Source organism: Rhodopseudomonas sp. RCAM05734 (assembly GCF_052658035.1).
The window spans coordinates 4,064,222-4,082,872 of the sequence record NZ_CP199742.1; the positions used below are offsets into that span (position 1 = coordinate 4,064,222).

Consider the following 18,651-nt stretch of genomic DNA (forward strand, 5'->3'; position numbering starts at 1 on the left):
GCGTGACTGCGCCCGTTTCTCCGTTGAAAGATTGCTATGACTCCCGCCGCAAGACTGTCCGCCGCCATCGAGCTGATCGAGGCCATCGAGACCCAGCGCATTCCCGCCGCCAAGGCGCTGAAGGAATGGGGCACCGCGCACCGTTTCGCCGGCTCCGGCGATCGCGCAGGCATTGCCGGCCTGGTCTGGGACGTGCTGCGCCGCCGCGCCTCCAGCGCCTGGATCATGGACAGCGACACGCCGCGCGCCCGCGTGCTGGGCATGCTGAAGGCCGAACGCAAGATGGACGTCGACGCCATCGGCGCGCTGTGCGACGGCGGCCGTTTCGCGCCGTCGGCACTGACCGACACCGAACACGCCGCACTGGCGTCGCGCACCGTGGCCGACGCGCCGCCGCACATCGCCGGCGACTATCCGGAATGGCTCGACGGCCATCTCACACAGGTGTTCGGCGACGACCGCGTGGCCGAAGCCACCGCCATGGCCAGCCGCGCGCCGCTCGACCTGCGCGTCAACACGCTGAAGGCCAAGCGCGACAAGGTGCTGGCGTCGATGAAGCATCTCGGCGCCGTGGAGACGCCGTGGTCGCCGATCGGGCTGCGCATCGATCTCGGCGCCGACGCCCGCAATCCCGGCATCCATGCCGAGGAGGATTTCATCAAGGGCGCCGTCGAGGTGCAGGACGAGGGATCGCAGCCTGGCGGCGCTGCTGTCGGGCGCAAAACCCGGCGAGCAGGTGATCGACCTTTGCGCCGGCGCCGGCGGCAAGACCCTGGCGCTGGCGGCGATGATGCAGGGCAAGGGCCGGCTGATCGCCACCGACAGCGACAAGCGCCAGCTTGCGCCGATCTACGAGCGGCTGTCGCGCGCCGGCGTGCATAATTGCGACATCCGCACCCCCAAGGGGCCGGACGACACGCTCAGCGACATCCATGCCTCCGCCGACCTGGTGGTGATCGACGCGCCGTGCACCGGCACCGGCACCTGGCGCCGCAATCCCGACGCCAAATGGCGGATGCGCCCGGGCGCGCTTGAGGTCCGCATCAAGGACCAGGTCGAGGTGCTGGAGCGGGCGGTGCATCTGGTGAAGCCCGGCGGCCGCATCGCCTACATCACCTGTTCGGTGCTGCCGCAGGAAAACAACGAACAGATCCGCGGCTTTGTCGCCCGCCACCCGGATTTCTCGGTGGTACCGGTCGAGCAGGTCACCTCGGTGCTGTGGGACAAGGCCGAGGCTTTTGCGGCCGTCACCCTGCAGAGCCCCGAGGGCCTGCTGATGACCCCGCGGCGGACCGGGACTGACGGGTTTTTCGTCTCGGTGTTGGCGCGCAAGAAGGCGGAGTAGGGCTTTTTCTCCCTCTCCCGCTTGCGGGGGAGGGCCGGGTGGGGGCTGCCACTCATTCCGTCGTCGCGGCACCCCCTCCCTAACCCTCCCCGCAAGCGGGAGAGGGGACGATCGCGTTCCATGGCGACGCCTGCGGGGCTTGCGAGGCCCGCGGGAGTCGCGTAATTGCTCGCTATGACAGCTCCCAGCAAAACCTCCGTCCCGCCCGTCGATCCGTCGCCCCATGTGGCTGCGGAACATGACAAGATTCTGATCGTCGATTTCGGCTCCCAGGTGACCCAGCTGATCGCGCGCCGGGTCCGCGAGGAGGGCGTCTATTCCGAGATCGTGCCGTTCAACAAGGCTGCAGAAGCCTTTGCCGCGATGAAGCCCAAGGCGGTGATCCTGTCCGGGGGACCAGCCTCGGTGTTGGATCACGATGCGCCGTCGGCGCCGCTGTTGATCCTCAATGCCGGCGTGCCGGTGCTCGGCATCTGCTATGGCGAGCAAACCATGGCGCAGCAGCTCGGCGGCACCGTCGAAGCCGGCCACCACCGCGAATTTGGCCGCGCCAAAATCGAGATCACCGACAGCTGCGCGCTGTTCGACGGCGTCTGGGAGAAGGGCGGCCAGTACGACGTCTGGATGAGCCACGGCGACCGCGTCACCAAGCTGCCGGAAGGTTTTCGCGCCGTCGCCAAAGCGCCGGGCTCGCCGATCTCTATCATCGCCGACGATGTCCGCAAGTTCTACGCGATGCAGTTCCACCCCGAAGTGGTGCACACCCCCGACGGCGCCAAGCTGATCCGCAACTTCGTGCGCAAGGTCGCGGGCCTCACCGGCGACTGGACCATGCGCGCCTTCCGCGAGGAAGCGATCGAGAAGATCCGCGCCCAGGTCGGCTCCGGTCGCGTCATCTGCGGCCTAAGCGGCGGCGTCGATTCCGCGGTGGCCGCGGTGCTGATCCACGAGGCGATCGGCGACCAGCTCACCTGCGTGTTCGTCGACCACGGCATGCTGCGCAAGGACGAGGGCAAGACCGTCGTCGACCTGTTCCGCGGCCACTACAACATCCCGCTGGTCCATGTGCAGGCGGAAGAGCTGTTCCTCGGCAAGCTCAAGGGCGTTACCGACCCCGAGCAGAAGCGCAAGATTATCGGCGGGCTGTTCATCGACGTGTTCGATGCCGAGGCCAAGAAGATCGGCGGCGCGGACTTCCTCGCGCAGGGCACGCTGTATCCCGACGTGATCGAGAGCGTGTCGTTCACTGGCGGCCCCTCGGTGACCATCAAGTCGCACCACAATGTCGGCGGCCTGCCGGACTTTATGAAGATGAAGCTGGTCGAGCCGCTGCGCGAACTGTTCAAGGACGAGGTCCGCGTATTGGGGCGCGAACTCGGCCTGCCGGACATCTTTGTCGGCCGCCATCCGTTCCCCGGGCCGGGCCTCGCCATCCGCTGCCCCGGCGAGATCACCGCCGACAAGCTCGACATCCTGCGCAACGCCGACGCGGTCTATATCGACCAGATCCGCAAGGCCGGCCTGTACGACACTATCTGGCAGGCTTTTGCCGTGCTGCTGCCGGTCAAGACCGTCGGCGTGATGGGCGACGGCCGCACCTACGAATTCGTCGTCGGCCTGCGCGCCGTCACCTCCACCGACGGCATGACCGCCGACTTCTATCCGTTCGAGATGAAGTTCCTCGGCGAGACCGCAACGCGCATCATCAACGAGGTCAAGGGCGTCAACCGCGTGGTGTATGACATCACGTCGAAGCCGCCGGGGACGATTGAGTGGGAGTGAGGAGCGTCGTGATGGATACAGATACAAGGCCGGTCAGGCTAGCTTTGCCGTGATAGGCGTTGTCGCCGAACAGAATGAGTTTCGTTACACTTAGAACTCTTATCTCAGCTTCAACGTTCTTATCGTCGAAGTGTGACGGCCCAAGTTCAAGCCCGCTTCTTACCCTGCTGCGGTCCAGAAAGGGCGGCCTGCGCGACAAGATTTGCGATGCGTGCGGACAGCGCTGCATCGGATACGGCGCGGGATAGCGTGACGCCGCCACTAAGCATGGCAAGAAGCAGGATCGCTTGGTCCTCTCGTGAGGTGTCGGCTCGGCCCGGCGCTTCATTCTCCGGCAGGCCGGCGGCGACTTCCTCGATGAGGCGCTTCAATTCCGCGGTATAGGCGCCTCGCGTTTCGTTGTCAGCGCGCATCACGTCGGGGGACAGGCTCGGCAAGGCACAGCTCTCGCCAAGTTCGCAGGTTCGCTTGTAGCCGAGGTAATAGCCGACGAAAGCCTTCAGCCAATCTCCTGGCCGATCCGCCTTGAGTGCCGCGATCCCCAGTCGCAGCTCTTCCAGCCCCGACAGGACGGCGGTGCGGAAGGCGTCGCTCTTGGACTTGAAGTGTCCGTAGAAAGCGCCGTTGGTAACCCCAGCCGCCTTCGTCAGCGCATCGATACTGGCGCCTCCATAGCCTTCCTCTCGAAAAACCTGTCCGGCGGCTGCGACGACGCGCGCACGGGTCTCCTGTTTGTGTTCGGTGCTGTAACGCATGGTCATTTCCATAGAGAGTATTCGCTCTTTATCTCTTGCTAAGAGAGTGAGCGATGTGTATTGATAAAGAGTGACCAACGTATATGAGCCGCCGTCGCGATTCAAACAAGGAGAGACCCATGCCCATCACGCTCACAGTGCCCGTGGGCCTGCTTTCATCCGAGGAGCAGACACGCGCCTTTGACGGACTGACGGATGCCCTTCTGGAGGTCTCCGGCCTGACCGGCAATGCTTTCATGACTCCGAACGTCATCGGCTCGATCAACGTCCTCCCGAAGGAACATGTGCGTGCCGCTGGAAAGCCAATTGCGGCGGCGTTTGTCGAACTCAAGCTGCCAGAGATCGCGCTGGTAACGCCCGAGGCGAAGAAGGCCTTCATCGAAAAGGCGACAGATATCGTCGAAAAGGCCGCCGGAGGACGGCTCAAACGCGAGCACATCTGGTCAAACATCGTCTATGCCCCGGACGGGGCCTGGGGTATCGCCGGGCGAAGCTACAGCAATGCCGATCTCATTGGGGCCATCACAGGCACATCCGCGCAACGGAGTTGAACATGCGGCTTGCCAATTATCTGTTCTTCACTACGCAATGCGAAGAAGCGCTTGCCTTCTATACGGAATGTGGGCTCGGCCAAGTCACCGAACTAATGCGCCACGGCGCTCATGGTATACCCGTCGTCACCGACGTCATGCAGGGCAAGGTGATGCATGCGCGCTTCGAAGGGCCGGGTATACTGTTTTTCGCTTCGGACAATCACGATGCCGAGCCAATGCGAGGTTCTGCTCATATGCTGATCGTGGATGATCGCGACAGCACCGATAGGCTGTTTGTCTGTTTGGCTGATGGCGGCCGGATAACTACGCCGCTCGCAGATCAACCTTGGGGGAGCTACTTCGGCAAACTCACCGACCGGTTCGGCGTGCAATGGATGCTGGATTGCGTTGCGTGATGCTTTCAACATCAATAGTACGCAGGGCCGTAGGGCGGAATAGCGCAGCGTATTTCGCCGTCTCGCTGTTGGGTCGCGCGGTACGCTGCGCACTTGTGCGCTGTGACCATCTGTGATGATTGGCTTTGGGTTTTCCGATAGTTTTAGAGGCCAACGGAGACGACACGAATGGCACGGGTGCGTTGTATTACCGAGATGGGCATGGGCGTCGACGTCCATGGCCGCGATGCCACCAAGGCGGCGAAGCGCGCGGTCTCTGATGCGATCCGCCATTCCAGCGTCGGGTTCTTCCGGCTGCTCGGCAAGACGCCGCATGACATGCTCGTCGACGTCACCATTGCGGTGCCCAATCCCGAGGACGTCGATACAGCGGCCGTGGCGAAGGAACTTCCCTACGGCACGGTGACCGTCACGGCGGTCAAGGGCGGCCTGGACATTCCGGCCGAGAGCGGCGGCGACGGCATTCTCATTGCCAATGCGGCCGTGCTGGTGAGCCTCGATGATGGCAAGTGACGTCGCGCCTGGGGCTGTAGCGATGGATATCTTCGATCGGTTGAAAGCCGCGGCGGCGGACGACTGGGCCGCTTATGTCGATCACGACTTCGTCCGGCAGCTTGGGGCAGGCACGCTGCCGGAGGCGGCGTTTCGCACCTATCTGGTGCAGGACTATCTGTTCCTGATCCAGTTCGCGCGGGCCTATGCGCTGGCGACCTACAAGAGCCGCACGCTCGACGACATGAAGACGGCGCAGGCGGGACTGGCCGCGATCCTCGACGAGATGGCGCTGCACGTCCGGCTGTGCGGGCGCTGGGGGCTGTCGCCCGCCGAGATCGAGGCGGCGCCCGAACATCAGGCCACCGTCGCCTATACGCGCTTCGTGCTGGACTGCGGCGCGGCCGGCGATCTGCTCGAGCTGCATGTGGCGCTGGCGCCCTGTGTCATCGGCTACGCCGAGATCGGCCGCAGGCTCGCGCCGCACGGCGCCGAGGCGCTCGGCGATCATCCCTATCGGGAATGGATCGGCGAATACGCCGGCGACGCCTATCAGGACGTCGCCATCAAGGCGCGCCGACATCTCGACGATCTGGCGGCACGGGCGATGACCGGGCGACGCTTCAACGAACTGGCCGCGCTGTTCGGCCAGGCGTCGCGTCTGGAGGCAGATTTCTGGCAGATGGGACTTGGCCCGGAAATGCTTCCGCGCTGACCTGCATGGTCGGGGGCGCCTGCCTCACAGCCGAACCGACCTATGCAATCTTGGCACTTGCTGCGGGGGGCGCGAGCAGCGTGTCGTTTGGGACCCGCGCCAGTGTCTGGCGTATTCAGCGGTTCGAAGCATGACGACCGGCTTGACATTTGGTTGTATTAAATTAAAAGTAATCGCAGTAATTGCATTGCGTGTCGGGTGTCCCATGAGAGCAGGGTGCCCCCAATGTCTTTTCCGAGCCGTACTCGCCGCGGTCGTGCTGACCATGGTCCTTGCCGAGCCCGCCTTTGCCGCCACCGACCATCAGTTGCAGTTCACCTTCGGCGGCCGTGGGCGTAACCCGTCGGTGGCGACCATGAAGAACTACATTCTGGGATGCCTGCCGGCGGGCACCTGGACCTTCGGAGGCGATCCCGGCGACTCCGCAGGGCCCTGGGATGTCGAAGTGCCGGCGGTGAACGGCCATGAATACACCAACGCCGAGGTCCGCCGAACCTTGCTGAGCGCCGCCTGCTCAGGTGTGAGACCGGCCAAGGTGACCGGCGTGACGGTGACCGACGGCTGATCGAGTTCGCGCAGCGGTCGCTATGTGCGTCCGGGCGAGCGATGTTGCGATGACGGATGCCAAAGATCTTCTTTGAGACATCCGACGTCCTGCAACGGTGCGGCAGGGCAGGGCAGCGCGTTTGTCGGTGCAGGTCCGCGCTTGATGGCGATCATCGGATCAGCCATCCGAATGCCCGCCGCAGGAATGCCTGGCCGTTCGCGTTCACCGGCGTTCCATGAGCCATCAGCACCTTTTCAGCGGGCCACGCCAGGATGCGTTCAACGGAGGCGCGTGCCGCCCGGCGATCGGTAAAGGCGGCTCGAAATTTTCGCGGCACCGACGGCTCGGGGCCAAGCATCAGGTCCCATTTGGCAACGACGGCGCGCCAGCCGGAAAACCAGTTGGCGGGAAGCTGCTGAATGAGATCGGTGAAGATCACGGTGCGGTTGGTGCGATGAAAGAACACCGCCTCGCTGGTGATGGCGTTACCCTTCACGACCACATGTTCGATGTCCCCGGACCATTCGGGAACGGACGTGTCGCCGAGCTCGCCGTCGAAAGCGATATCTCTGCGCTTCTCGCGCAATCCGGGCGCGGCATAGATGCGTGCATCCGGATAGCTGCGCTTCCAGTCGGCGATGAACAGATGATGCAGCGCATTGGGCGCGATCAGATAGCCGACGTTCCCGAGCGCTTCGACCTCCGCCCGCAGGCCGTCTGTCGGCGCGATGGGCGACCAGACAAAGAGTTCGCTGCCGGCCAGTCTGATGACCGCCATGCGGGTCGGGTAGTGAAAGCCGAGCATAGCCACGACGTCGGATCCCTCGGCCGTCCAAATCTCGTCACCGAGTTTTTCCAGCAAGATTGATCCTCCACGCCGGCAGCAGCGGTGCGACGATTGCTCCCGCAATATCGCACCGCTTCGCTTACTTCAACGCCGGACAAACACTCTCCGTCAACGGCCGGAACGCCTCCTTGGCCGGAATCGTCGCCTGCAACTCGTAGAAGTCGAAAGGCTCCTTGCTCTCGGCGGGTGTTTTGACCCGGAACAGATAGGAGTCGTGCTCCATCCTGCCGTCGACGCGCAAGGTGGCGTTGCGCACGGTGGCATCGGAGATCGGGAGTTCATGCATCTTGGCCATCACCGCCGCGGTGTCGGTGGTGCCGGCGGCGGCGACGGACTTCAGATAGTGCAGCGTCACGGAATAGACGCCGGCCTGGATGGTCGATGGCATGCCCTGGTAGCGTTCGAAGAAGCGCTTGCCGAAGGCGCGGCTTTGCGCGTCCAGATTCCAGTAGAAGGCCTCGTTGACGGTGATGCCCTGGGTGATGTCGAGGCCGAGGGCCGCGACGTCGGGCAGAGTGAGCACGAAGCTGGCGACCTTCTGCTTGTCCTTGCCGAGCCCGAATTCCCGCGCCTGCTTGAGCATGTTGATGAGATCGCCGCCGGTCGAGCCGATGGCGACGATGCCGGCGCCCGAGGATTGCGCCTGCAGCAGGTAGGACGCAAAATCGCCGGTGGCGTTGAACGGGTGCTTGACCGAACCGACCACCTTGCCGCCGGCGCGCTGCACCAGACCGGTGGCATCGGCGATCAGCGAATTGCCGAAGGCATAGTCGGCGGCGACGAAGTACCAGGAGCTGTCGGGCTTCGCCAGCGGGCGGGTGATGCCGACGGCCTGGCCATAGGTGTCCCACATCCACAGCACGCTGGTCTTGGGCGCGCAGTCCTCATTGGCAAGCCGTGCCGTGCCGCCGGGGAACAAAGCGATGCGGTTCTTTTCCTTCATCAGGTTCTGAATCGCGAGCTGGACACCGGCCTGGATGATGTCGGTCACCGCATCGACGCCATCGACGTCGATCCATTTGCGGACGATGTTGACGGCGATGTCCGGCTTGTTCTGGTGATCGGCGGACAGCAGCTCGACTTTCATCCCCGCGCATTCCTTGGCGAGGCAGTCGTCGATCGCCATTTGTGCGGCAATCACCGAGCCGCGCCCGCTTTGCGCGGACAGGCTGCCGGTCATGTCGGTGATGACGCCGAGCTTCACCGGATTGGACGGCGGCGCGGCGTGGACGCTGGCGATGGTCGCGCTTGTGAGCAGGCCCGTGAGGGCCAGTCCGGAGAGCAGGCGTTTCATGACGCTTACCCCGCCATCGCGAGGATTTGCGACGGGTCGGCGCCGACGCGGCCGGTCTCGTCGTCCGAGGCCACGCCAAGGCGGAAGTCGTAGCGGATGGCCGGCAAGCCCTTGACCGGCGCGTCCGCATCGTTGTCGCGCGGCGTCACCACCAGCGAGCTCGACACGCCGAACACCGTATCGGAATCGATATGCGGATCGTTCGACAGGTAGATCGCCGTGACCAGCTCGCGGTAGCCGTCGGCGCCGATCAGGAAGTGGATATGCGCCGGCCGGCAGCCGTGGCGCTGCTGGGCGCGGATCAGCGCGCCCACCGGCCCGTCCATGGGAATGTAGTAGCCGAGCGGCATGACGGTGCGGAAATGGAAGCGCCCGTCGGCATCGGCGCGGAAGTTGCCGCGCATGTCCATGTGCTCGCCACGGTATTTCTGCAGGTCGTATTCGCCCTTGGCATCGGTCTGCCAGACCTGGATCTGGGCATGCGGCAACGGTTTGCCTTCCTTGTCGGTGACCTGGCCATACAGCAGCAGCTCCGGCGCTTCGTCGGCCTTGGCGGCGATCGAGTCGCCGAGAGCGAACGAAGGCGCGTTCTGCTGGTAGAACGGGCCGAGCAAGCTGCTTTCCGTCCCCAGTTCGATCGCCGTCTTGTCATGCAGCAGGTTGACCAGCGCACTGAGCCCGAGAACGTCGGACAGCAGGATGAATTCCTGGCGGGCGGGGGTGCAGGTTTGGCCGACCTTGGTGAGAAAGCCGATCGCCCTCAGCCATTCATCAGGCGTCAGGCTGACATCGCGGGCGAAGGCGTGCATGTGGCGCACCAGGCTTTCCATCACCTGCTTGAGCCGCGGATCTTGAGTTTCGCCCATCTGCTCCAGAACGGCGTCGGTGACGCTCTCGGTGGTCAGGTCCCGCATCGTTAGTCTCCCTTTGGTATTTTTGTTGGTTGCGATTGTCAGTCCAGATTGGAAACGTAGTCCGTCATGGGCAATATCACCTCGCCCCGCCGGATCGGCACGCAGTCCGGCGGAAAATCCTGGCGAAAGCGCGCGCCGGCTTCCGCTGCCGCATCGAGAAAACGCGGCAGGTGCCGCATGGCGCCGGTCGGCAGATCATGCAGCACCATCAGCGTCCATGCCTGGGTCCGGCATTGGTCAAGCGCGCGCTCGACCCAGTTTTCGGGATCGTTCCAGTCGCGCGGGATCGCGTTCCAGAGCACGCAGGTGTAGCGCTCCTGTTCGAGGTGTTTCACGACCGACGGTCGGAACAGGCCGTCATTCAGCTGGCCGCCACCGCCGAACGGCCGGAACAGGCGCTCGGGACGTGCCAGGTCGCCCAGCACGGCCTGCGTGCGCGTAATCTCGCTCTCGGCCATTGCGGCATCGGGCTGCCGCCCGAGCGGCAGCGAATGGGTGTAGGTGTGATTGCCGATCCAATGGCCTTCGGCCTGCGCGCGTTCGGCGAGCGTCCGGCGCGCGGGGTCCGCGATCTTTTCGCCGATGACGAAAAAAGTTGTGCTGATCCCGCGCCGGGCGAGGAGGTCGAGCACGCCGGGGGTGACGTCGGGCTCCGGTCCATTGTCAAAGCTGAGTGTCAGATCGAACATGAATTCTCCTGGAGCATCGCGCTTTGCGCGACGACGGCGGGGCGTCGATCGCTCCTTGCGATCGTTGCCGGCACGCAAGCCGCATCAACGGCGAGCGCAATGTCGCCGGCAGTCAACGCGCTGTCCAGCGTGGACAGTAGCGCCGTGACGTTTCCGTTGGGTGCCTTGTCGAGCATGCCCATGTCCTCCCATGTGCAGACGGAGCCTTGTGGCGCGCTTATCCGCGCTTCGCTGCGTTGCAGCGAAACGACCGACGGGCGATTTCACCTTGTCGGTTGGTCGATCCTGTCGCGCTGCGATGGTAACACTTTGTACTGGAGAGGCGAGACTGAAATGGACGTCGTCTGAAAACCAGCGACTGCGCTGCGGCGCGGCATGAAGATGGCTTACTCCGGCAGGCCTGCAGCCTTGAGCGCTTCCCTGTAATTCTTGGCCATCGATGCAAGAGGGACGGGGATGCGCGCGAAGAACTTGGCGATCGTCAGATCCGGCGCGATGCTCAATAATTCCCGTACCACTTGGGCGGCGCGCTCGCGCTGCCCGATCTTCACCAGTGCCACAGCCAGCGCACGCAGCGCTACCGCGTAGCGCCGGTTCTGCACCAGGGCCTTTTCCGCCCACGCCACAGCCTCCGGATAATTCTCGTCGATGATCGCGGCGATGGCCATGGCGCCCGAGACGAACCAGCCGCGCGGATCGAGCGGGCTGAGCCGGGCGGCGCGCTGCAGCATCTCGCGACCAGTGCCCTGGTTGCCGCGCATGGTTTCGATCCAGCCGCCCAGCGACAGTGCCATCGCGGAGTTCGGGTTGATCGCCAGCGAACGGCCGAACAGTTCGACGGCCGCATCCTTTGCGGTCTGCGTGTCGGCGAGATTCCAGATCGCAAATGCCGTCATCCACAGCACTTGCGGGTCGCTCGGCGCGAGCTCGATGGCGCACCAGGCCAGCTCCATGCCCGTGGCGCGATGCGTTCCGTCGGCCGCCACCCATCCCTGAAAGTGGCGCTGCGCATGACAATAGGCCGCCGCGGCCATGGCCGGCGCGTAGTTCGGCTCGACGGCCAGGGCCTGGTCGAGGCAGGCCAGCGCTTCGGTCAGGCTGTCCGCAGTGAATTCATGTTCCAGCGCGTAGGCCCGCAGCAGCAGGTCATAGGCGTCGAGCTTGCCGGGACGGTTGTGCTTGCGGCGTTCGATCTCGGCCAGCCGCAAGGTGGGCTCGATGGCCGCCACGACGTGCTCGGTGATGCGGTCCTGCAGGTCGAAGACGTCGCCCCGGTCGCCGTCGAAGCGGTCGGCCCACAGATGATTGCCGGACCGTGCGTCGATCAACTGGCCGATGATACGAAGCCGCTCGCCGCCGCGGCGGACGCTACCCTCGAGCACATAGCTGACGCCGAGTTCCTGGCCGACCCGGCGGATATCGATCGCTTCACCCTTGTAGGTGAACGAGGAATTGCGCGCGATCACGAACAGTCCGCTGCAGCGGGACAGCGCGGTGATGATCTCCTCCGCGATGCCGTCGGCAAAGTAGTCCTCCTCGGGATCGCCGCTCATATTGGTGAACGGCAGCACCGCAATCGACGGGCCGTCCGGGTCCGCGATGCCCGGCGCCTCGCTGTCCGGAATTGTTTTAACGACCGGCTCCGAGGAGGCCTCCTCCTCCCTGACATCGCCCACGAAACGCAGGCCCTTGCGCGGCAGGGTGCGGATCAGCCGCTGCTCCTCGCCGCTGTCGCCAATGGCGGCGCGCGCCGAATTGATGCGGCTGCTCAGCGTCGCTTCCGAGACGATGCGCCCGTGCCACACCGCGGCGAGCAGATCGTCACGGCTGACCACTCGGTCACGCGATCGGACAAGGAACTCCAGCACGTCGAAGACCTGTGGTTCGATCGCGATATGGTCTTCGCCGCGGCGCAATTCCCGGCGGCTGGGGTCGAGGGCAAAAACGTCGAAAAGGTAGCGCAAAATGAGGATCTCGCTGCGGTTGCCCCCGGCGGGCGAAACCGTTCTAACGGAAAAATCATCGCCGTCTGAAGCGAAAATCCTTTTCACCTGAAAGCGGCCGTCCGATCATTCGGGCATCGTGGGAACAACGGCAAAGTTCCCGCCGGGATTCAAGGAGATCACCATGAGCATCATCAGGACGCCTGACGATATCAACCCCCATCGCCGTCGTTTCCTGGGCACGGCCGTCCTGGGCATGGCAGCCGCCCAGTTCGGGCTGACGGTTTCAGCCCGCGGCCAGACCGGGCCAGTGCCAAAGACGCTGCCTGCCGGCTCTGCCCCAGCCAATGCCTCGTTCCGCGCGATGAAGCAGGTCGATGCCGGCGATTTGAGTGTCAGCTATGCCGAGGACGGTCCCGCTGATGGGCCGGTCGTCATTCTGGTGCACGGCTGGCCCTATGACATCCACACCTATGTGGATGTGGCGCCGTTGCTGGCTGCAACTGGCTACCGCGTGATCGTCCCCTCGCTGCGCGGCTACGGCGCCACGCGCTTCCGGTCGGCGGCAACGCCGCGCAATGGACAGCAGGCCGCGCTGGCCATTGATATCATTGCCCTGATGGATGCGCTCAAGATCGACAAGGCGACCCTCGGCGGCTGCGACTGGGGCGCGCGGACGGTGAACATCATCGCGGCGATCTGGCCGGAGCGCGTCAAGGCCATGGTCTCTGTCAGCGGCTACCTGATCGGCAGCCAGAAGGCCAACGAGATGCCGCTGCCACCGAAGGCCGAGCTGCAGTGGTGGTATCAATACTATTTCGCGACCGAGCGCGGCCGTGCGGGTTACGACAAGTATCGGCACGATTTTGCGAAACTGATCTGGCAGATCGCCTCGCCGAAATGGAATTTCGACGACGCCACCTTCGATCGCAGCGCGGCGTCGCTGAACAATCCGGATCATGTCGCGATCTCGATCCACAACTATCGCTGGCGTCTTGGCCTGGCCGAGGGCGAAGCGAGATATGACGATCTGGAAAAACGCCTCGCTCAGGCGCCCGATATCGCGGTGCCGACCATCACCATGGAAGGCGACGCCAATGGTGCGCCTCATCCGGAGGCCAGCGCCTATGCGAAGAAGTTCACGGGCAAGTATGAGCATCGCGCGATCACCGGCGGCATCGGGCACAATCTGCCACAGGAGGCGCCGCGCGCCTTCGCCGAGGCAGTGATCGACGCCGACCGCATGGCATCCGGGCGGGGGTGAGGGACATGAGCGTGAGGCACCTCGCCATTGGCATGGCCATCGCATCATGTGCGGCGGCCGCGGCGCTCGCCGCGGAAACCAACGTCGGCAATGGCGATGCCTCGCCGATCTATGGCGTCACCATTCCGCAGGGTTATCGGCAGTGGCAGCCGATTGCGCCGGCGCAGGAAGCCGAGCCACTGAACGAGCTTCGCGCCGTGCTCGGCAATGCCGTGGCAATCAAGGCCTATGCCGACGGCGCGCTGCCGTTTCCGGACGGCACCGTTCTCGCGAAGCTTGCCTGGAAGCACGTGACCTCGCCCGAGTTCGAGCCGGCCTCCGTTCCCGGTGCGGCGACCACGGTCCAGATCATGGTCAAGGACTCCCGGAAATATGCGGCAACCGGCGGCTGGGGATTTGGCAGGTTTGTCGCAGGCAAGCCCGTCGACGAGGCGCAGCACCGGACCTGCTTCGCGTGCCACGAAGCGCGCGTCAAAGGCCATGACTACGTCTTCACGCGGTGGGCCCCCTGAGGGCGTTCAACCGCGTGACATCTTCTCGAAGCGCTTGATCAGCCGCTCGCGCTTGAGGCGGGACAACCGCTGCAGCCAGAACATGCCGTTGAGCTGGTCGATTTCGTGCTGGTGACAGACCGCGCGCAGGCCTGCCGACTCCTCGGTCTGTGGGGTGCCGTCGAGATCCTGGTAGCTGATGCGGATCCGCGCATGGCGCTGGATGTCGTCATTGACGCCGGGCATCGAGACGCTGCCCTCCTGGTGCATGATCGTCTCAGGGGAGGCCCAGGTGATTTCCGGATTGACATAGATGCGTGCGCCATCGACCGGGTCGAGGTCGAGCACCACCAGCCGCAGCGACAGGCCGATATGCGGCGCGGTGATGCCGATGCCCGGCGCGGCGTGCATGGTGTCCAGCAGGTCGCGCGCCAGGTCGCGCAGCGCGTCGTCGAACACGGTGACGGGTTGTGCGGGCAGCGTCAGGCGCGGATCGGGATAGCGGACAATGGTGCGGATGGTCATGGCGCACTATCGCACGACGGGGTTGCCAACGCATTAGTGGCCGATTGAGCGCATCCTCCACGGTAGGGCGACTGCCTGAGACCTGTGCAGATCGCCGGGAGCGACAACCTCCCGAGGGAACCGATGGGCGTGTCGGGCGTCTTCTTGCGGACCGGATCTGCCGGTCGGCCAGCATCATCGGAACGCCTCCCTGTCATGACCACGTCCAAGAGCCTCTTCCCGCGGCTGCGGCGCAGCGTTGCTGCTTTCATGTTGTGTGCGGCCTCGCTCGCATTCATGACCGGTGCGCAGGCCGGCGAGCGCGACGACAAGCTGGCGGCTGCAGCCGACACGCCCGCCGCCGTCAAGCACGGCGAACTGGTATTCCATGGCAATTATTGCGGTGTCGGCAATCGCGCGGGCGCCGACCCGATCGATGCCCTGGACGTGGCATGCATGCACCACGATGCCTGCACGCCCTCCGGCGGGATTCAGAGCTGCGCCTGCAACGCGCGGCTGGTCGACGAGGCCGGCGCGATTGTGCGGGATCCCCGTCAGTCGCCTGAATTGAAGTCGCTGGCCACCTTGATCGGCGCCGCAGCCGCAGCCGGCATGACGTTGTGCGCACCGACCGCTAACGTCGCCACGCCCGCGGCCCAGGTTGCGCCGGCGCCGCCCGCGCCGATCGCTCCCCCGGGAGCTGTTGCCGACGAACCGGCCGTCGCGACAGAAGCGCCGCCCGTGGCTCCGACGACCATTGCTCCGCCGACCGATATAACCCCGGTGCCGCGTGTCGCCCCAACGGCTCCGTGAACGGCCGCGCCAGACCGCGGACATCTCGATGACCCGCAGACGCCGCCGTTGAGCGGGTCTTGCATTCTCGCAGGGCCGCGTGTTGATGATCGTTGCAGCCGATGTCACCGCGGGCAGCGGCCGGAGAGAACGACCATGGTCAAGGTCATCGGAATCGACCATCTCGCCATCCGCGTCAGCGATCTCGCGCGCTCCAGGCAATTCTACGACAAGGTGCTCGGCTTCATGGGCTTCACCCTGGAGTGGGAGTTCGACAAGGTGGTCGGCTGGGACAATGGCGAGACCTTGTTCTGGATCACCGAGGCGGATGCCGCGGGCAAGCGTCACAAGCACCACACCGGCGACATCGGCTACCATCATTATGCGTTTGAGCTCGGCGTGCGCGAGGAGGTCGATGCGCTCTACGCCTTTCTGCTGGCCGAGCAGGTCGAGATCGTCGACGCGCCCGCCGACTATCCCAGCTATGGCGAGGGCTATTATGCGGTGTACTTCCTCGATCCGGACGGGCTGAAGCTGGAAGTGATGCACTTTCTGGAAAAGCAGAAACGTCGCGCCTTGAGGGAGAAGCACCGGACCAGGAAGCCATCCTGACCGAACGGCGAGAGGTCATAGCGGCTGTGGCGCGATTGGGCTGTTTCGCGCGGCGGCGGAAAATATCCTGCGCCATAGCGGTTTAAGCAGTTCCAGAACCACAAGAATGACGATTCCGGCGCCGATGGTCAGGGTGATGTCGTCCGCATGCAGGGGCCCGAAGCGGAACAGGTGGCGTGCGAACGGCCATAGCAGGGTCAGCGCCAGCATCGCCGCAACTCCGCAGACCACCAGCGCCAGCGCGCGGTTGGGACGGCGGATCGCTTTCAGCAGCGAGGTGCTGGCGGACCGGTTGAGAATGATCAGCGCGACGATGCTGATGACCAGCGAGAAGAAGGTCAGCGCCCGCACCTCGTTTTCCGGCATGCCGCGCTGGAGCGCGATGACGAAGATCGCCGCCACCACCGCGAAGGCGAGGACGCCCTGCAGCAAGCTCCACAGGATCATCGACATCGAAAACAGCGGCTCGGCGGGATCGCGCGGCGGCCGCCGCATCAGGTCATCTTCCTCGGTTTCGGCCTCGAACACCAGCGAGCAGACGGGGTCGATGACCATTTCGAGGAAGGCGATGTGCATCGGACCGAACAGGATCGGCAGGCCGAAGATCAGCGGCAGCAAAGCGAGGCCGGCGATCGGCACGTGTACCGCGAAGATGAAGCTCATGGCCTTGCGCAGATTGTCGAAGATGCGGCGGCCGAGCCGGACCGTGGTTACGATCGAGCCGAAATCGTCGTCGAGCAGCACGATCGATGACGCCTCGCGGGCCACATCGGTGCCGCGGCCGCCCATGGCGACGCCGATATGCGCGGCCTTCAGCGAGGGCGCATCGTTGACGCCGTCGCCGGTCATCGCGACGATCTCGCCGTCGGCCTTCAGCGCCTGGACGATGCGCAGCTTCTGTTCAGGCATGATGCGAGCGAATACCGATGTTGTCCTGATCCGCACGATCAGTTCCGCGTCGCTCAACGTTTCCAGTTCGTCGCCGCTGATCGGGTCGCTGTCGCCGAGTCCGGCCTGGCGCGCCACCTCGCGCGCCGTGGCCGGATAGTCGCCGGTGATCATGATAACGCGGATGCCGGCGGAGCGGCACTCGGCCACTGCCGCCGGCACGCTTGGCCGCAGCGGATCGGCGAGCCCGACCAGCCCTGCAAACTCAAAGTCGAAATCGGGCTGCGCATCCGGAAGCGCCGATCCGGTGAACGACGCACGGGCCACGCCGAGCACGCGCAACCCGGCCGCCGCCATCTGGTCCACGGCCGTGGTGACGGCTTCGCGTTGTGCCGGCGCGAGGCGGCAGAGATCGGCGACCGCTTCCGGTGCGCCCTTGGCCGCGACCAGCAATGCGCCATCTGCGGCGGGCTGCCAGACGTTGGACATGGCGAGCAGATCCGGACGCAGCGCATAGGTCCTGACCAGACGGCCATCGGCGGCCGTCGTTGCCTGAGCGTTGGAAGCCGCCACTATGTGAAACGCCTTCTCCATCGGATCGAACGGCTGGACGGCGCTGGCCTTGACGCCGGACCTGACCAGTTCCCGAAACGGCTCCGCCAGCGGCTTGCCGGCATCGACCACGCACGACGCGCCGTCGGTCAGGCGAAGTTCGGAAATGGTCATGCGGTTTTCCGTCAGCGTGCCGGTCTTGTCGGTGCACAGCACCGTGGCCGATCCCAGCGTCTCGATGGCGGTGGCGCGGCGGGTGAGGACGCGGACCTGCGAGATGCGCCAGGCGCCCATCGCCATGAACACCGTCAGCACCACCGGGAATTCCTCGGGCAGCATCGACATGCCCACGGCAATGCCGGCCAGCACCGCGTCGAGCCAGCCGCCGCGCAAGGTGCCGTAGAGGACCACCACCAGCGCGCTGATGGCGCCGCCGACCAGCGCAAAGATGCCGACGATCCTGCGGGTCTGGGTCTGCAGATGTGGCGCCGCCGTATCGAGGGTGCCGAGGGTCTTGCCGATCCTGCCGATCTCGCTGGTGGCGCCGGTGGCGACCACTTCGGCAATGCCCGCGCCGCGCACGATCAAGGTGCCGGAGAAGGCGGTGGGCAGATCGTCGCCGCCCGGTCGCTGCCGCTGCGGGGACAGGGTGGGGTCCGGCGCCTTGCGCACCGGCACGGATTCGCCAGTCAGCAGGGATTCGTCGGCCTGCAGGTCCTGCCCCTCGATAAACTGCGCGTCGGCCGGAACGCGGTCGCCCTCGCCGAGCACGATCAGATCGCCGCGCACCACCTCGCGACCGGCGATGCGCTGGCGCTCGCCATCGCGGATCACCAGCGCACGCGGGCTGGTCAGGTCGCGCAGTGCATCCAGCACGCGTTCCGTGCGGGTTTCCTGAACCACGGTGATAACCACCGACAGGCCGGCAAAGGCGATCAGGATCACCGCCTCCGTCAGGTCGCCCAAAAGCAGGTAGACAGCGCCGCCGCCGATCAGCAGCGCCAGCATTGGCTCGCGGATCACCTCCAGCACGATGCGGAACGGCGTGCGTCGCGCCGAGCGCGGCAGCTCGTTATATCCGTCGCGCGCCAGGCGCGCGCCGGCTTCCGCTACGCTGAGACCATCAAGGCGAGACGGTGGGTTCGACGCATTCGGCATGCTGTGCTTTCCGTGCAACCGGCAACTGGCTGCCGCATCGGGAATGCCCCATGCATGACGCGCGTGGGTTGATCGGTGTCAAGGATCGCGCGACGCAGACGCGGTATCAAGCCGCAGT

The 18,651-nt window shown here is 65.0% G+C and carries 19 protein-coding genes and 1 pseudogene; 11 read left to right on the forward strand and 9 right to left on the reverse strand.

Features of this window, described 5'->3' with window-relative positions:
- Positions 1–36 precede the first annotated feature (36 nt).
- Both ACUXVA_RS19125 and guaA read left to right on the forward strand, forming a co-directional pair.
- Positions 37–1,345: pseudogene (locus ACUXVA_RS19125) on the forward strand (RsmB/NOP family class I SAM-dependent RNA methyltransferase).
- 174 nt (positions 1,346–1,519) lie between these two features.
- Positions 1,520–3,127: a glutamine-hydrolyzing GMP synthase gene (gene guaA, locus ACUXVA_RS19130; RefSeq protein ID WP_445487535.1), complete on the forward strand. Its 1,608-nt coding sequence runs from the start codon at positions 1,520–1,522 to the stop codon at positions 3,125–3,127.
- A 146-nt stretch (positions 3,128–3,273) separates the two neighbouring features.
- On the opposite strand, the gene ACUXVA_RS19135 is transcribed toward guaA, so the two are convergent.
- Positions 3,274–3,882: a TetR/AcrR family transcriptional regulator gene (locus ACUXVA_RS19135; RefSeq protein ID WP_265078893.1), complete on the reverse strand. Its 609-nt coding sequence runs from the start codon at positions 3,880–3,882 to the stop codon at positions 3,274–3,276.
- A 119-nt stretch (positions 3,883–4,001) separates the two neighbouring features.
- Here ACUXVA_RS19135 and ACUXVA_RS19140 point away from each other — a divergent pair, with 119 nt between their 5' ends.
- From ACUXVA_RS19140 to ACUXVA_RS19160, 5 genes are all read left to right on the forward strand, one after another.
- Positions 4,002–4,433, forward strand: coding sequence for a tautomerase family protein (locus tag ACUXVA_RS19140; RefSeq protein WP_265078892.1), 432 nt, complete (start codon positions 4,002–4,004; stop codon positions 4,431–4,433).
- 2 nt (positions 4,434–4,435) lie between these two features.
- Positions 4,436–4,831: a VOC family protein gene (locus tag ACUXVA_RS19145; protein ID WP_265078891.1), complete on the forward strand. Its 396-nt coding sequence runs from the start codon at positions 4,436–4,438 to the stop codon at positions 4,829–4,831.
- A 168-nt stretch (positions 4,832–4,999) separates the two neighbouring features.
- Complete coding sequence (locus ACUXVA_RS19150) at positions 5,000–5,344, forward strand: Lin0512 family protein (protein WP_265078890.1); 345 nt, start codon at positions 5,000–5,002, stop codon at positions 5,342–5,344.
- 22 nt (positions 5,345–5,366) lie between these two features.
- Positions 5,367–6,038, forward strand: a complete 672-nt coding sequence (locus tag ACUXVA_RS19155) for a TenA family protein (RefSeq protein WP_265078889.1) — start codon at positions 5,367–5,369, stop codon at positions 6,036–6,038.
- 256 nt (positions 6,039–6,294) lie between these two features.
- Positions 6,295–6,603, forward strand: a complete 309-nt coding sequence (locus tag ACUXVA_RS19160) for a hypothetical protein (RefSeq protein ID WP_265078888.1) — start codon at positions 6,295–6,297, stop codon at positions 6,601–6,603.
- 151 nt (positions 6,604–6,754) lie between these two features.
- Here the strand turns inward: ACUXVA_RS19160 and ACUXVA_RS19165 are convergent, their stop codons facing one another.
- The 6 genes from ACUXVA_RS19165 to ACUXVA_RS19190 form a co-directional block, all read right to left on the reverse strand.
- Positions 6,755–7,447, reverse strand: a complete 693-nt coding sequence (locus tag ACUXVA_RS19165) for a DUF4336 domain-containing protein (protein ID WP_265078887.1) — start codon at positions 7,445–7,447, stop codon at positions 6,755–6,757.
- A 64-nt stretch (positions 7,448–7,511) separates the two neighbouring features.
- Entirely contained in the window at positions 7,512–8,726 is a 1,215-nt protein-coding gene (locus ACUXVA_RS19170; protein WP_265078886.1) for an ABC transporter substrate-binding protein, read from the reverse strand.
- 5 nt (positions 8,727–8,731) lie between these two features.
- On the reverse strand, positions 8,732–9,640 hold the full coding sequence (locus tag ACUXVA_RS19175; RefSeq protein ID WP_265078885.1) for a dioxygenase family protein: 909 nt from the start codon (positions 9,638–9,640) through the stop codon (positions 8,732–8,734).
- A gap of 38 nt (positions 9,641–9,678) precedes the next feature.
- A complete protein-coding gene (locus tag ACUXVA_RS19180; RefSeq protein WP_445487540.1) occupies positions 9,679–10,329 on the reverse strand; it encodes a polysaccharide deacetylase family protein in 651 nt (216 codons plus the stop codon).
- Positions 10,317–10,505, reverse strand: a complete 189-nt coding sequence (locus tag ACUXVA_RS19185) for a hypothetical protein (RefSeq protein ID WP_265078884.1) — start codon at positions 10,503–10,505, stop codon at positions 10,317–10,319. The genes ACUXVA_RS19180 and ACUXVA_RS19185 overlap by 13 nt, the downstream gene beginning before the upstream one ends.
- Before the next feature lie 210 nt (positions 10,506–10,715).
- Positions 10,716–12,293 (reverse strand): winged helix-turn-helix domain-containing protein, encoded by a 1,578-nt coding sequence (locus ACUXVA_RS19190; RefSeq protein ID WP_265083749.1) that lies wholly within the window; start codon positions 12,291–12,293, stop codon positions 10,716–10,718.
- A gap of 235 nt (positions 12,294–12,528) precedes the next feature.
- Between ACUXVA_RS19190 and ACUXVA_RS19195 the strand changes: the two genes are divergently transcribed.
- Both ACUXVA_RS19195 and ACUXVA_RS19200 read left to right on the forward strand, forming a co-directional pair.
- Positions 12,529–13,536, forward strand: coding sequence for an alpha/beta fold hydrolase (locus tag ACUXVA_RS19195; RefSeq protein ID WP_413776528.1), 1,008 nt, complete (start codon positions 12,529–12,531; stop codon positions 13,534–13,536).
- Between the two features lie 32 nt (positions 13,537–13,568).
- Positions 13,569–14,048, forward strand: coding sequence for a cytochrome P460 family protein (locus ACUXVA_RS19200; protein WP_445493313.1), 480 nt, complete (start codon positions 13,569–13,571; stop codon positions 14,046–14,048).
- Between the two features lie 6 nt (positions 14,049–14,054).
- Here ACUXVA_RS19200 and ACUXVA_RS19205 read toward each other — a convergent pair whose 3' ends face one another.
- Complete coding sequence (locus tag ACUXVA_RS19205; RefSeq protein ID WP_445487543.1) at positions 14,055–14,552, reverse strand: peptide deformylase; 498 nt, start codon at positions 14,550–14,552, stop codon at positions 14,055–14,057.
- A 195-nt stretch (positions 14,553–14,747) separates the two neighbouring features.
- On the opposite strand from ACUXVA_RS19205, the gene ACUXVA_RS19210 reads away from it, so the two are divergent.
- Positions 14,748–15,344 (forward strand): hypothetical protein, encoded by a 597-nt coding sequence (locus tag ACUXVA_RS19210; protein WP_265078880.1) that lies wholly within the window; start codon positions 14,748–14,750, stop codon positions 15,342–15,344.
- 135 nt (positions 15,345–15,479) lie between these two features.
- Positions 15,480–15,935, forward strand: a complete 456-nt coding sequence (locus tag ACUXVA_RS19215; RefSeq protein ID WP_265078879.1) for a VOC family protein — start codon at positions 15,480–15,482, stop codon at positions 15,933–15,935.
- A 15-nt stretch (positions 15,936–15,950) separates the two neighbouring features.
- Here ACUXVA_RS19215 and ACUXVA_RS19220 read toward each other — a convergent pair whose 3' ends face one another.
- The gene (locus ACUXVA_RS19220; RefSeq protein WP_265078878.1) at positions 15,951–18,533 is read right to left on the reverse strand and encodes a cation-translocating P-type ATPase; all 2,583 of its coding nucleotides are present in this window, start codon (positions 18,531–18,533) and stop codon (positions 15,951–15,953) included.
- Positions 18,534–18,651 lie beyond the last annotated feature (118 nt).

Bases quoted from the DNA above. Each gene is read 5' to 3' on its own strand.
- ACUXVA_RS19145 (WP_265078891.1), top strand. From the start codon at position 4,436: ATGCGGCTTGCCAATTATCTGTTCTTCACTACGCAATGCGAAGAAGCG.
- ACUXVA_RS19180 (WP_445487540.1), bottom strand. From the start codon at position 10,329: ATGTTCGATCTGACACTCAGCTTTGACAATGGACCGGAGCCCGACGTC.
- guaA (WP_445487535.1), top strand. From the start codon at position 1,520: ATGACAGCTCCCAGCAAAACCTCCGTCCCGCCCGTCGATCCGTCGCCC.
- ACUXVA_RS19205 (WP_445487543.1), bottom strand. From the start codon at position 14,552: ATGACCATCCGCACCATTGTCCGCTATCCCGATCCGCGCCTGACGCTG.
- ACUXVA_RS19135 (WP_265078893.1), bottom strand. From the start codon at position 3,882: ATGCGTTACAGCACCGAACACAAACAGGAGACCCGTGCGCGCGTCGTC.
- ACUXVA_RS19175 (WP_265078885.1), bottom strand. From the start codon at position 9,640: ATGCGGGACCTGACCACCGAGAGCGTCACCGACGCCGTTCTGGAGCAG.
- ACUXVA_RS19195 (WP_413776528.1), top strand. From the start codon at position 12,529: ATGGCAGCCGCCCAGTTCGGGCTGACGGTTTCAGCCCGCGGCCAGACC.
- ACUXVA_RS19215 (WP_265078879.1), top strand. From the start codon at position 15,480: ATGGTCAAGGTCATCGGAATCGACCATCTCGCCATCCGCGTCAGCGAT.
- ACUXVA_RS19170 (WP_265078886.1), bottom strand. From the start codon at position 8,726: ATGAAACGCCTGCTCTCCGGACTGGCCCTCACGGGCCTGCTCACAAGC.
- ACUXVA_RS19140 (WP_265078892.1), top strand. From the start codon at position 4,002: ATGCCCATCACGCTCACAGTGCCCGTGGGCCTGCTTTCATCCGAGGAG.
- ACUXVA_RS19185 (WP_265078884.1), bottom strand. From the start codon at position 10,505: ATGCTCGACAAGGCACCCAACGGAAACGTCACGGCGCTACTGTCCACG.
- ACUXVA_RS19155 (WP_265078889.1), top strand. From the start codon at position 5,367: ATGGATATCTTCGATCGGTTGAAAGCCGCGGCGGCGGACGACTGGGCC.
- ACUXVA_RS19200 (WP_445493313.1), top strand. From the start codon at position 13,569: ATGGCCATCGCATCATGTGCGGCGGCCGCGGCGCTCGCCGCGGAAACC.
- ACUXVA_RS19150 (WP_265078890.1), top strand. From the start codon at position 5,000: ATGGCACGGGTGCGTTGTATTACCGAGATGGGCATGGGCGTCGACGTC.
- ACUXVA_RS19220 (WP_265078878.1), bottom strand. From the start codon at position 18,533: ATGCCGAATGCGTCGAACCCACCGTCTCGCCTTGATGGTCTCAGCGTA.
- ACUXVA_RS19210 (WP_265078880.1), top strand. From the start codon at position 14,748: ATGACCACGTCCAAGAGCCTCTTCCCGCGGCTGCGGCGCAGCGTTGCT.